The 13,233-nt window shown below is 46.6% G+C and carries 8 protein-coding genes, 1 tRNA gene and 4 pseudogenes; 4 read left to right on the plus strand and 9 right to left on the minus strand.

Annotated features, from left to right (window positions below):
• Window positions 1–85: 85 nt before the first annotated feature.
• Window positions 86–1,932, minus strand: a pseudogene (locus DXE35_RS05835) (sodium-translocating pyrophosphatase).
• Window positions 1,933–2,117: 185 nt separating this feature from the next.
• Between DXE35_RS05835 and ppa the strand changes: the two are divergent.
• From ppa to DXE35_RS05850, 3 genes and pseudogenes are all read left to right on the plus strand, one after another.
• On the plus strand, window positions 2,118–2,654 hold the full coding sequence (ppa, locus tag DXE35_RS05840; protein ID WP_114689859.1) for an inorganic diphosphatase: 537 nt from the start codon (window positions 2,118–2,120) through the stop codon (window positions 2,652–2,654).
• A 35-nt stretch (window positions 2,655–2,689) separates the two neighbouring features.
• A pseudogene (locus DXE35_RS05845) lies at window positions 2,690–4,309 on the plus strand (NAD+ synthase).
• Window positions 4,310–4,381: 72 nt separating this feature from the next.
• Window positions 4,382–4,720: a P-II family nitrogen regulator gene (locus DXE35_RS05850; protein WP_114689860.1), complete on the plus strand. Its 339-nt coding sequence runs from the start codon at window positions 4,382–4,384 to the stop codon at window positions 4,718–4,720.
• A gap of 74 nt (window positions 4,721–4,794) precedes the next feature.
• Here DXE35_RS05850 and DXE35_RS05855 read toward each other — a convergent pair whose 3' ends face one another.
• The 3 genes from DXE35_RS05855 to DXE35_RS05865 all read right to left on the minus strand — a co-directional run bounded on the left by DXE35_RS05855 (window position 4,795) and on the right by DXE35_RS05865 (window position 6,524).
• On the minus strand, window positions 4,795–5,295 hold the full coding sequence (locus DXE35_RS05855; protein WP_114689861.1) for a hypothetical protein: 501 nt from the start codon (window positions 5,293–5,295) through the stop codon (window positions 4,795–4,797).
• Between the two features lie 144 nt (window positions 5,296–5,439).
• Window positions 5,440–5,826, minus strand: a complete 387-nt coding sequence (locus DXE35_RS05860; RefSeq protein ID WP_114689862.1) for a RodZ family helix-turn-helix domain-containing protein — start codon at window positions 5,824–5,826, stop codon at window positions 5,440–5,442.
• Between the two features lie 101 nt (window positions 5,827–5,927).
• The gene (locus tag DXE35_RS05865) at window positions 5,928–6,524 is read right to left on the minus strand and encodes a response regulator transcription factor (RefSeq protein WP_114689863.1); all 597 of its coding nucleotides are present in this window, start codon (window positions 6,522–6,524) and stop codon (window positions 5,928–5,930) included.
• Between the two features lie 226 nt (window positions 6,525–6,750).
• Between DXE35_RS05865 and ilvD the strand changes: the two genes are divergently transcribed.
• A complete protein-coding gene (gene ilvD, locus DXE35_RS05870) occupies window positions 6,751–8,442 on the plus strand; it encodes a dihydroxy-acid dehydratase (protein ID WP_114689864.1) in 1,692 nt (563 codons plus the stop codon).
• A gap of 83 nt (window positions 8,443–8,525) precedes the next feature.
• Here ilvD and DXE35_RS05875 read toward each other — a convergent pair whose 3' ends face one another.
• From DXE35_RS05875 to DXE35_RS05895, 5 genes and pseudogenes are all read right to left on the minus strand, one after another.
• Window positions 8,526–8,993, minus strand: coding sequence for a copper chaperone PCu(A)C (locus tag DXE35_RS05875; protein ID WP_114690392.1), 468 nt, complete (start codon window positions 8,991–8,993; stop codon window positions 8,526–8,528).
• Between the two features lie 64 nt (window positions 8,994–9,057).
• Entirely contained in the window at window positions 9,058–10,062 is a 1,005-nt protein-coding gene (locus DXE35_RS05880; protein ID WP_114689865.1) for a Bug family tripartite tricarboxylate transporter substrate binding protein, read from the minus strand.
• A gap of 301 nt (window positions 10,063–10,363) precedes the next feature.
• Window positions 10,364–10,439 (minus strand) — tRNA-Lys (locus DXE35_RS05885).
• A gap of 15 nt (window positions 10,440–10,454) precedes the next feature.
• A pseudogene (locus tag DXE35_RS05890) lies at window positions 10,455–10,922 on the minus strand (cyanophycin metabolism-associated DUF1854 family protein).
• Window positions 10,919–13,206, minus strand: a pseudogene (locus tag DXE35_RS05895) (cyanophycin metabolism-associated ABC transporter). Before DXE35_RS05895 ends, DXE35_RS05890 begins: the two co-directional pseudogenes overlap by 4 nt.
• Between the last annotated feature and the right edge of the window lie 27 nt (window positions 13,207–13,233).

Consider the following 13,233-nt stretch of genomic DNA (forward strand, 5'->3'; position numbering starts at 1 on the left):
ATTAAAGAAATAACCAGATTATCGAAATAGCGATACCAATAAAAAACGCCTAGCAGTGCTAGGCGTTTTTGTTTGTTGCTACTACTTATTTCTTGCTTTTGATTTTCGTTATTTCTTTTGTTGCGTAACCAGAAATCACTGGCAAGAGTGGTACGATGAGCAATGCCACGATGTTGATGATCTTGATGAGTGGGTTCACAGCAGAACCCGCAGTATCTTTGTAAGGGTCGCCTACGGTATCGCCAGTTACTGCTGCTTTATGCGCTTCAGAACCTTTGCCGCCGAAGTTACCCTCTGCGATATATTTCTTCGCATTGTCCCAAGCGCCGCCACCAGTACACATGGAGATCGCGACAAATAAGCCGGTCACGATCGTACCCATGAGCAAACCACCCAATGCAGCAGGTCCTAATAAGAGACCAACAACGATTGGAGCCACTACCGGCAAGAGAGAAGGAACAATCATCTCCTTAATCACTGCTGAGGTAAGCATGTCCACCGCCTTACCGTACTCCGGCTTGGCAGTGCCCTGCATGATTCCAGGAATGTCACGGAACTGGCGACGCACTTCCTCAACTACCGCTCCAGCGCAACGACCAACCACTTCCATCGCCATTGCACAGAACAAGTAAGGAATCATGCCACCAATAAAGAGGCCAATGATCACCATGTGGTTAGACAAATCAAATGACACTTGCTGGCCAATACTCTTCAAGGCATGGGTGTAGTCAGCAAAGAGTAGGAGTGAAGCCAAACCAGCTGAACCAATCGCATAACCTTTAGTCACGGCTTTAGTGGTATTGCCAACGGCATCTAATGGATCAGTAATATCGCGCACCGCCTGTGGCAAACCTGCCATCTCTGCAATGCCACCTGCGTTATCGGTAATTGGCCCATAGGCATCGAGTGCCACCACAATGCCCGCCATCGACAACATCGCAGTAGCTGCAATCGCGATACCGTACAAACCAGCCAACCAATACGCCGCCAAAATCGCTGCGCATACAAAGAGCACTGGATAAGCAGTCGCCTTCATCGAAATACCTAAACCAGCAATGATGTTGGTGCCGTGACCTTTGGTAGATGCTTCATCAATATGTTGCACTGGTTTGAACTGAGTGCCAGTGTAATACTCAGTAATCCAAACCAATCCCGCTGTCAGCAGCAAACCAACTACGGTTAAACCGAACAAGCGCCATTGGCTACCAGGGATGCCAAAAGCATCATCTGGCATGATGAAATTCGTCACGAAGTAGAGAACGCTATGAGTGACAAACCGCCAGCGATGATCAAGCCTTTATACAAAGCAGGCATCACATTCTTCATACTAAGAGTTGCTTTTACAAATGAGCAGCCGATGATCGACGCAATGATCGAAACGCCACCAAGTACGAGTGGATAAATAATCGCGGCTACTGGTGCAGCGGCAACCATTCACGAACCTAAGACCATGGTTGCAATTAAAGTGACCGCGTAAGTCTCAAACAAGTCAGCCGCCATACCTGCGCAGTCACCGATGTTGTCGCCGACGTTATCAGCAATTACAGCAGGGTTACGTGGATCATCTTCCGGAATTCCGGCCTCAACCTTACCTACTAAGTCAGCGCCAACGTCTGCACCCTTAGTAAAGATGCCACAGCCTAAACGCGCGAAGATGGCGATGAGCGAGGAACCAAATGCTAAACCAATCGCGGTCGCAAAATCGAGGAAGAGCGCCATTAGAACGGTCAAAACCACCCCGACCACGGCAATCGTTTTGTATTGGCGCGACAAGTATGCCGCCGCATTCTGCTGAATCGCCTCGGCAATTTCTTGCATCTTGGCGTTGCCAGTGCTTTGCTTCAAGATCCAGCCACGCATCACAAACCCGTAAATTACGGCTAGCACACCGCACGCCAAGGCAAAATACAAGCCTAAAGTGACATTACTCATGCTTGAACTCCCTAAAGTTAATCATTTGTTAATCTTTATTGTTTTGCATAACCCGCACTTAGGTAGACCTGGTTCGCGAAAGCTATAAACTATGGTCTTGAAGCTTTATCAGTATGTAGCAGAATCACCCCTGCGCCCCCTTTATATAGGATCAGAGTATTTACTAACCACTATTCGGAGTATTTATGAGTCTCGACAACGTCAAGCCAGGTACAAAGATCCCTGAAAGCTTCAACGTCATTATTGAAATCCCAATGAATGCGGATCCAATCAAATATGAAGTAGATAAAGAGAGTGGCGCAATTTTCGTTGACCGTTTTATGAGTACTGCAATGCACTATCCATGTAACTATGGCTACATCAACAAAACAATCGCTGGTGATGGCGACCCTGTTGACGTTCTCGTAATCACTCCATTCCCACTCATTCCAGGTGTAGTTGTTAGCTGCCGCGCTATTGGCATCTTGCACATGGAAGATGAAGCTGGTCAAGATGCTAAATTGTTAGCCGTACCTGAAGACAAAATTTTGCCTATCTACACTCACTGGCAAAAACCAGAAGACATCAACCCACTTCGCTTAAATCAAATCCAACACTTCTTCGAGCACTATAAAGATCTCGAAAAAGGCAAATGGGTACAAGTAAAAGGCTGGGGTGATGTTGCTGATGCGCATAAAGAAATTCTGGAAGGCATCGAACGATACAACAAAGAGAGCAAGTAATTTTCTAAATTATTGATAAGGCTTTGTGAAACGGAGTGAGCGCACAAAAGATTGCTTTAGCCCAGATCAACCCATTACTGGGTGATTTGGATGGCAATGCGCAACTCATTCACAAGGCCGCTCTTGATGCCTTTAAGCAAGGCGCCAAACTCGTAGTAACCCCGGAGCTCTCGCTCACTGGCTACCCCCCTGAAGATTTATTGCTCCGCTCTGCTTTTATTGAAGCTGCAGAGCAGCAGCTTGAACTCTTGATGAAAGAGCTCGCTCAATATTCCGAGCTGACCGTTATTGTCGGTCACCCAAAACACACATCAGCAGGCCTGCAAAACTACGCATCTGTTTTACAAAACGGCAAAATCATTGCGGGCTATGCAAAACAAGAATTACCCAATCACGAAGTATTTGATGAGGTGCGTTACTTCGTGCCAGGCAATCAATCCTGCGTATTTGAATGCGAAGGCATTTGTTACGGATTGATTCTCTGTGAAGATGCGTGGCATGTTGGTCCAGCTATGCAAGCCTATGCTGCTGGCGCTCAAACATTACTAGTGCCCAACGCCTCGCCCTATCACCTCAAGAAAGAAGAGTTACGCATTGAAGTATTGCGTGAGCATATTGCAAAGACTCAAATGCCGCTGTTCTACGTCAATGCGGTTTGCGGCCAAGATGAATTGGTGTTCGATGGCGGCTCGTTTGCTTTAAATGGCAAAGGTGAAGTCATGATGGCGATGCCCCAGTTTGAGACCGGCTTGGGCTTTGTTTCAGTCTCACCTTCCGGTGAGCTAGACAAAGGCTTCATTGCCCCACCCCAATCCGTTGAAGCACAAGCCTATCAAGCGCTCGTCTTGGGTGTGCGTGACTATGTCAGCAAAAATCGCTTCCCTGGCGTCATTATTGGGCTTTCTGGTGGTGTCGATTCCGCTTTGGTTCTAGCGATTGCGGTAGATGCCTTGGGTGCCGATAAAGTGCGCGCCGTCATGATGGCTTCTCGCTATACAGCGGATATCTCCTGGATCGATGCGCGTGAGATGGCTCAAAATTTGGGCGTGCAATACGATGAGATTCCGATTAGCGGCCCAGTAGACGCTTTAGAGGAAGCGCTTGCAGAACAATTTAAAGATTTACCAGTAGACGCTACTGAAGAAAATATTCAGGCGCGTGTGCGCGGCACTTGATTGATGGCACTCTCGAATAAAACAGGTCGCCTTGTATTAACCACTGGCAACAAAAGCGAAATGGCTGTTGGTTACTGCACTCTCTATGGCGACATGGCTGGCGGCTTCGCAGTCATTAAAGATATCGCCAAGACACTGGTTTATCGCTTATGTGCTTACCGCAATAGTCTGACACCAGTCATTCCCGAACGGATTTTGACCCGTGCGCCTTCTGCAGAATTACGTCCCGATCAAAAAGATCAAGATAGCCTGCCATCCTATGAAGTGTTAGATGGCATTGTTGAGCGCTATATGGAGCAAAACCAATCAATTGCGCAAATCATCGCCGCAGGCTTTGATGCTGAGAGTGTCGAAAAGGTAACGCGCTTGATTAAGTTAAATGAATACAAGCGTCGTCAAGCACCACCGGGTGTCCGCGTAACTACCCGCGCGTTTGGCAGAGATTGGCGCTATCCAATCACATCGCAATTTAGAGCCTAGACACCCAAAAACTGCCGGATTTTTGGCAAGCCACTCAAGTTCTAGATATGATTACTGCATTAGGGGGAATAAATGAAATTAATTACATCCATCATTAAGCCGTTCAAACTCGATGAAGTACGTGAATCATTGGCTGAAGTAGGCGTTACAGGCTTGACCGTTACTGAAGTCAAGGGTTTTGGCCGTCAAAAAGGTCACACCGAGCTCTATCGTGGCGCTGAATACGTGGTCGACTTTTTGCCCAAGGTAAAAGTAGAAGCAGTGGTATCCGATGACCGCGCGGAAGCCGCTATCGAAGCAATTACCAAAGCAGCCCGTACCGGCAAGATTGGTGATGGCAAGATTTTTGTTACCGCAGTAGAGCAAGTCATTCGCATTCGTACCGGCGCAACCGATAACGCAGCAGTTTGAAAACTGCTTCAGCCCATTATTCAAAACAGCGACTTAGTTAGCCGCTGTTTTGATTTGAACTATTTTTTATTGAATCAACGCAACTGAGAGTCAGTTGAATTTAATGGAGCAACAGGCTGAATCATTTCAGCCGGCTCCAAAATAATCGTTTTGCTACCTGTACTACCAATGCGAACCTTCGCGCCCTGGTAGTACAGATAAACCTGGTTTAAGCCGCCCGTTAACACCTTCAGTGGCGGCTTGCCATACACACTCACACCAACACCAGGCTCTAAGTTTTTGCTCTGCGTCTTGCCAGCAGCATCCACTAAACAAACTGTTTGAGCAGTTTTTGACTGTAGATAAACCATATCGCCCGCTTTTTTGGGCGCATCCGGCTTGTAATTTAAAGCTGCCGCATCAGCAGCTGGGCATTCGGATGAAGCCACTGCCGCAGCCGGCTCTGGAGCAGCAACATCGGCGGCAGGCTTGGCATCTGCAGCCCCCGCTGGAGGTGCCGCCTCTGGAGTCATCTCTTGAATAATGACTACCTCTTCTTTTACTGGCTCAGGAAAAAATAAGGGGCGTAAGTTCACGACAGAAAAAACGACTGCGGTCCCAATAGCGACTAGGAGAAAAAGTTTCTTTTTTTTGGGTTTGCCTGCGTTTTAGATTTCATACCGTAATCAACAATACCGTCGGATATTTTTTATTGTTGATTTTTTCAGGCTTAGATGCCGCTACTTTTTCTGCTGGAGCAATTTCTTTTTTTTCTTCTGTTTTTCTACTTTTGCTTTTTCAGCATTGGGGGTGTTCTCAACGGCAAAAGTCTTCGCCCCCTCCTGCAAATTTACTTTTGTGTCAGCGGTCTTAGCGGGTTGTACTGCATCACCAAAATCAAATGCCTCTTCGGGCTTGAGCTTTAATAATTCAGAGACCTTTTTGGCGGCTGTAACCTTATTTTGATCGCCGTAAAAACTACTACCCTCACCACTTTCGCTTTGCTCTATTTGGCGAACCGAGAAACAAGACATCCCAGACAAGTCCTTTGTACTTAAACCAAGACTTTCTCTGGCTTTTGTAAAAGCTTCTTTACGTATCTGCGGAAGTTTGTCTGATTTATTCACTATGCAGTAATCATCTTATACGGAATTAACATTATTAATACTAATACCACAGCACTACACGAGCCATTAGCCACAAAGCTCACTATTTATAAAGGATGATTCTAAATATTGGATTCAAGATACTTTTTAACCAGCACCTGCAATGAATCCGCATGCATTTTGTCCATTACCCTAGCCTTATGCACTTTAATAGTGGCATCCGTAGTGCCCAGCTTTACCGCTATATCCTTATTTAGCAGGCCTTTAATGAGCCATCCACAGACCTCGCGCTCTCGAGGAGTCAGACTTGCGTAATCCTTCTTAGCCTCAACATCCAGGGAAACCCGCCTGAGCTGACGATCATCAAACTCAATCGCATCAGAAACCGCCTTCAGCAGCTCCTCTAGGTTAAATAGGAAATCTAAAGCCCCCTTCTTTAATCCCTGAACAATCCGATGGAGATGACTTTGTCCGATCACAAATACGATGGGTGTTTTGCGACCCAATTTGTGGAGCTTTTCCTGCAAATCAAACCCGGTCAAAGCCGGCATCTGCATATCCAAAAAAATGACCGCAGGAGATACAGGAACCGATTTTTCCAAGAAAATAGCGGCCGAAGCATAGTCTTCAACGAGATAACCCAATTCCCTGAGCATTCTGGAAAGAGAAACCCGCATGGATTCATCATCAATTAGGTAGATATGGCCGACTTTAGTCATTGAATTCAAATGGAAAAGTAATAGATGGGCTAATGTACTGCAGCGTCTTTTGCATAGCTATTAAGTTTGAAGCTAGCATTCTGAGCTTATATTGATGATTTAATGAGATTTTTATATTGCATTGCAACAATTGGCCTGATTTACCTGACCCCCTCTAAAACACCCTAAAACCCATCTCACGACACAATAGAGCCTTTCGACACAAACCTTTTCTGGAGTAATTAGCATGAAACGCCTTAATGAACGCTCGCGTAATGTCACCGAAGGCGTTGCTCGCGCACCCAATCGGTCGATGTATTACGCAATGGGCTACGAAGAAAAGGATTTCGTCAAGCCAATGGTTGGTGTTGCGAATGGTCACTCCACTATCACCCCCTGCAATAGCGGTTTACAAAAATTAGCCGACGCTGCGGTTTCCGCACTTGAGGGCGCTGGCGCAAAAGCGCAAATGTTTGGCACGCCGACCGTTTCTGATGGCATCGGCATGGGTACCGAGGGGATGAAGTATTCACTCGTCTCACGTGAGGTCATTGCCGACAGTATTGAAACTTGCGTCAATGGCTTGTGGCAAGACGGTGTAGTAGTCATTGGCGGCTGCGATAAAAATATGCCAGGCGGCATGATGGCTTTAGCAAGAACCAATGTTCCTGGTATCTATGTATACGGCGGCACCATTAAGCCAGGCCACTACAAAGGCAAGACTCTTAATATTGTTTCCGCGTTTGAAGCAGTTGGTGAATTTACCTCCGGCAGAATGAATGAGGAAGATTTAAAAGGGGTGGAGCAACACGCCTGCCCAGGTAGCGGATCTTGTGGTGGCATGTATACCGCCAACACCATGAGCTCCGCCTTTGAAGCCCTAGGCATGAGCCTTCCTTACTCTTCCACTATGGCTAACGAAGATGCCGAAAAAGTCGCTAGCGCACACGATTCTGCTGTTGTATTGGTTGAGGCAATTAAAAAGAATTTGCGCCCACGCGACATCATCACTAAAAAATCCATTGAGAATGCCGTAAGCGTGATCATGGCGGTTGGTGGATCCACCAACGCAGTGTTACATTTCTTGGCCATTACTAGCGCCGCTGAAATTGACTGGGCTATCGATGACTTTGAACGCATTCGTAAACGCGTGCCGGTCATCGTTGATATGAAACCATCTGGAACTTATCTTGTAACTGATTTACATCAAGCAGGTGGCATTCCACAAGTCATGAAGATTTTGCTTGATGGTGGATTTCTCCACGGCGATTGCATGACCATTACCGGTAAAACCATTGCCGAAACATTAAAAGATGTTCCATCTGTACCACACGCAGATCAGAAAGTCATTCGCGCTTTAGATGATCCTTTATACAAGCAAGGTCACCTGGCCATCCTGAAGGGCAATATCTCTCCAGAGGGTTGTGTTGCGAAAATTACCGGCCTCAAGAATCCTTCAATCACTGGTCCAGCTCGGGTATTTGACTCCGAAGACGACGCCATGACAGCCATCATGGCGCAAAAAATTAAGGATGGTGACATTGTTGTGATTCGTTATGAAGGCCCTAAAGGTGGCCCTGGTATGCGTGAAATGTTAGCTCCTACCTCTGCCCTAGTGGGCCAAGGCTTGGGTGAGTCAGTAGGCCTCATCACCGATGGTCGCTTCTCCGGCGGAACTTGGGGCATGGTTGTGGGTCACGTAGCCCCTGAAGCGTATGTTGGTGGCACCATTGCCCTGATTAACGAAGGAGATTCAGTTACCATCGACGCCCATAAGTTACTCATCCAACTTAACGTGGATGATGCGGAGATCGCCAAACGTCGCGCGGCTTGGAAGCAACCGAAGCCACGCTATACCCGCGGCCTCCTTGCTAAATATGCCAAGCTAGCCAGCACTGCAAGTAAAGGCGCTATCACCGATCTAAACTTAAACGATTAAATAGCCGCCTTAAAACAAAAGCCCCTAAATAAAAACTAGGGGCTTTTTATTTCCTTAACGACTGAATATAGCAATTGATTCTATTAGTGCTTCATCGCTCCGCCATGGCCAGTATCCATCGCATTCACCCGCATTTTCACTTCCACCTCACCAGCTTTAGCAAATTTCAATTTCACTGGCACAGTTTCACCTGCAGTTAAAGGCGCTTTGATATTGATAAACATGAGGTGAAAGCCGCCTGGCTTTAATTCCACTGCACCACCTGCAGGCAGGGTGATATCTTTTACTTGACGCATCTTCATCACATTGCCATCCATAGCCATTTCATGTAATTGCACTTCACCAGCCACTGGGGAGCTAGCAGAAATCAATTGATCGGCAACACCCTTATTCTCAATCTTCATAAAACCACCCGCCACTTGTTGGCCTGGAGCTGTGGCGCGTGTATACGCATTTTCAATCTTAATTGCGCCCGCTTTTATCTCCTGAGCCTGCGCTGAAAAACCCATGCTCAAGGTAACGAGCAACACAGCTAAAGTATTACGTTTCATATTCATCCTTTTTTTAGTTAACCTCAAAACCTAAGATATTGTCCAAGCTCTATCTTACTTCCAATTACTTAGCCAGGAAACCAGCTTCAGTCATTAACTGTTTTTGCAAAGCCTCATTCAAGGCAAGCAAATTTCTAAACTCTTTACCGGTCATGAATGTTTGGTTAAATGCGCCATCGATCATGAATTTTTTCCACTCTGGTGTTTCACGAACTTTTTTGAATAAGTTCACGTAGAAGTCAATTTGCTCTTGAGTTACGCCTGAAGCCATAAAGATGCCGCGCAACATGGTGTAATCCGTTGGCACGCCAGCCTCTTTACATGTAGGAACGTCATACCAAGATTGTGTTGGGGTTACCTTTTCTTTGTATGGCATACGAGTATCGTCAAATACGCAAAGCGCACGCCACTTACCGGCACGCCATTGAGCCACAGCTTCGATTGGATTATTCACAGTGGAGTCAATGTGATTGCCTACCAACTGAACCGCTATGTCACCACCGCCTTTAAATGGCAAGTATGTGAATGTAGCGCCAGTCGCTTTTTCAATCGCAACAGTAATAATTTGATCTTCAGACTTTGAGCCTGTGCCACCCATCTTAAATTTTCCAGGGCCTGCTGCTTTAGCGGCATCAATATATTCCTTGGCTGTTTTGTATGGCTTCTCAGCGTTATCCCACAAAACGAATTGATCAAGCGCCAACATCGCTACTGGAGTAATGTCTTGCCAGCTCAATGGAATACCAGTAGCCAATGGAGTGGTAAACAAGTTCGAAAGTGTGATCACGATTTTATTGGGATCACCTTTTGTTTCTTTCATCGCCAAGAAACCTTCAGCATCGGCACCTGCTGCCTTGCTCACAGGGATGATGGCCTGCTTCATTAAATTATTGTTAGTAATAATCCCTTGGATCATGCGCGCCATTTGGTCTGCGCCACCACAAGGACCGGCGGGAATAATGAATTCAACTGGTTTGTTTGGCTCCCATGCTGCAAATGCAGGTGAAACACCAACTGCACCGAGGGCTAAAGCGGTAGAAATTATTGCCCCTTTTAACCTCATCGTCATAAAGTATGTCTCCGAAATGGTTTACCAATTTAAAATTGGCTTATCTAATGTGAGAGTGATTTTTAAACAAGATGGAAAAGCAGAACTTGACTGCCATCAATAATTTCGAAATCGTTACACATAGGCTTCTGAAATCTAGTAGAAACCCTTATAAATCAAGCCAAAGACAGTAGATAGTGTACTTTCATCTCGAGTAAAAAAAACCGCATTCGTTGAAGGAAAAATGCAGATTTTTGCCAGCTCTTTCATTCTCCGCTAATCTCCGCTAAACCAAGAGTTTCCCATTAATACATTGATGAAATGGTGCCGCTTTCCGGAATCGAACTGGCGACCTTTTCATGAAGAATGAACTGCTCTACCAACTGAGCTCAAGCGGCAAATCTATTTTGATTCTAACGGAATCGATCCAACAGTTTTTTGCTGGCTTTATCCAACCGAGTAGAGTCTTTAATGAGAAACTGCAAGCTATTAGAGTCAGCTATCAGCAATGTATTGCCTGCAATCCTGCGAATATCTTCTTCACCTTTGAGGCGAATACGGGTTGGGCCGCGATCGGTCTCTATATCCCAAATACCGGGAGTGGCAAAGGTGGATACCTTGGTGATTTTCTCAATGACCGGCATGAGTTCGCGTTCAGCCAATTCTTCCTCAATCAATCCCAGCTCCGCCTCAGAGATCGCGGCCATATTGGGGAACCAGCAAAGCTCTTTGCCGGATTAATTCATGATGCCGATACCAGCACCCGGCGCAGTAATTGGAAATGCTCTAACCGGATGAACGCCAACATGACGCTCACCTTTACTGTCAAGAAAGACAAGGCGGCCTAATGCATCACGCTCTAGCTGATGAGCCTGACTCATACCCCGCCCCCAGTTTTCTTAGCCACTTCTGCTAGTTGCTCTTCCAAGCTTTCACCAATAGCGCCGCCCTCAACCAACTCTGCAGCATGACGCAATTTAGCTTGATACAAAATGTAGTAAGCGCCCAGGGCTTCCATTCATCGTGCGAGCCAATTTCCACAATCTCACCTTTATCCAGAACCACTAAGCGATCAGCTTTGCGGGGAGTGGATAGGCGATGCGCGATGGCAATGATTGTACGCCCATTAACCAAGTGTTCTAAGGCGCGCTGAATTTCTTTCTCAGTAGTGGTGTCCACCGAAGATGTGGCTTCATCCAAAATTAAAATACTTGGATTAATCAATAAGGCTCGCGTAATCGAAATCCGTTGACGCTCGCCACCCGATAGGGATTGACCACGCTCACCGACCAATGAGTCGTAACCCAGCGGTAGACGAAGAATGAATTCATGAGCATGGGCTGCGCGTGCGGCCTCAATAATTTCTTCGCGAGTCGCATCGGGTTTGCCGTAAGCAATATTCTCAGCAATCGTGCCAAAGAACAAGAACGGTTCTTGCAACACCAAGCCAATTCATTTGCGATAGTCGGCAATACCGATGCTGCGGATATCGCGCCCATCCAAAGAAATAGACCCGGAGCTCACATCGTAGAAACGACAAATCAAGTTCACTAAAGTGCTCTTGCCAGAGCCACTATGACCAACCAAGTCGATCATTTCGCCTGGGGCAATATCGAGGTCAATACCTTTACTGACCGCACGGTTGCCGTAACGGAAACCCACGCCACGCAAGGAGATACGGCCTTTGACTTCACCCAGCGGCGCTGGATTAATCGGCTCAGGAATACTGGAGACGTGATCGAGAATGTCAAAAATTCGTTTAGCCCCCGCCGCCGCTTTTTGGGTATGCGAAACAATCCGACTCATAGAATCGAGACGAATATAAAAAACGACCGATGTAAGCCAAGAAGCCGATCAGAACACCAACAGTCACTTTTTGATGAGCAACTTGCCAGATACCAAAACCCCACACTACCAGCAAACCCGTTTCAGTCAGCAGCGTCACCGTAGGAGAGAATAATCCCCATACTCGATTGACACGATCATTGATTTGTAAATCGTGTTTATTGGAATCCACAAAACGTTTGAGCTCGCGATCTTCTTGCGCAAACGCTTTAACAACGCGAATACCTGGAATAATATCGGCCAAAATGTTGGTTACTTCAGACCAAATGCGATCGATCTTTTCAAAACCAAAACGCAAACGATCGCGCACCACATGAATCATCCACACAATGAAGGGCAACGGCGCCAAGGTAACCAAAGCGAGCAAAGGATCAATTGATACCAAGATCGCCGCCGTCATGGTGATCATCAATACATCGGTTGCAAAATCCAGGGCGTACAAGGAGAGGAAGACGCAGATGCGATCCGTCTCTGCGCCAATACGGGCACTCAAATCACCCGTTCTCTTGCCGCCAAAATACTCAAGCGACAGTTTGAGTAGATGCTCAAAAGTAGTGTTACGTAAATCCGCACCAATGCGTTCGCTCACTAAAGCGAGCAGATAAGTCTTCCACCAACCCAAACCCCACGCAACGATCGCAGCACAAAACAAAGCCAAGAGATACATTCTGGCCAAATGAAAATCATTTGGTTGCCACGCTCATACGAAATCAGTACATGATCCATTAATGGCATGGTGAGATACGGCGGAATTAAAGTCGCGGCAGTAGAAAGCAGTGTTAATACGAAGCCAAGCAGTAACTGCTTTTTGTAAGGACGAGCAAAACGCCAAAGCTTGAAGAGGCTCCACGTAGATGGTGGCGCATCATCCTCTGGATCACACGTTGGACAAACATCGGAATTGGCGGGCTTGGGACTCAGGTAAATCGGGCAAACCTGCTTGTCATACTCGCTGACCTCACCCGCGCTAATTTCTTCGCCACGATTGAGTTGCCTAAAGCTAGATTGCAAACGAAGTACTTGCGGGTTCACAGCCAAAGTGAAAGTCCAAGACTTGAGCAACTTCTCGGCGGTTTCCATCCTTAAATGACCTACTCCAGCATGATCGCCATGGACTAAATGGGCGCCCTCCCACAACTGCCAGGATTCAAACACCTGGCCATCAGTCCAAAATAAACCTTGATCACTCAGCAACAATAGGCTTTTTTCAAAGCGTAAATCTGCATCCAAATCCAGCTCAACCCAGGCCAACAGGGCTTCTAGACTCTTTATCGGAGAGTGTTGACCAGCCAACACAGCCTCCCAATGGCTTGGAAACATGAGGGCAAAATGTAGGATTTGTGGCTT

Origin of the sequence: Polynucleobacter necessarius (genome assembly GCF_900095215.1) — a bacterium.
In the GTDB taxonomy this organism is placed as follows: domain Bacteria; phylum Pseudomonadota; class Gammaproteobacteria; order Burkholderiales; family Burkholderiaceae; genus Polynucleobacter; species Polynucleobacter necessarius_H.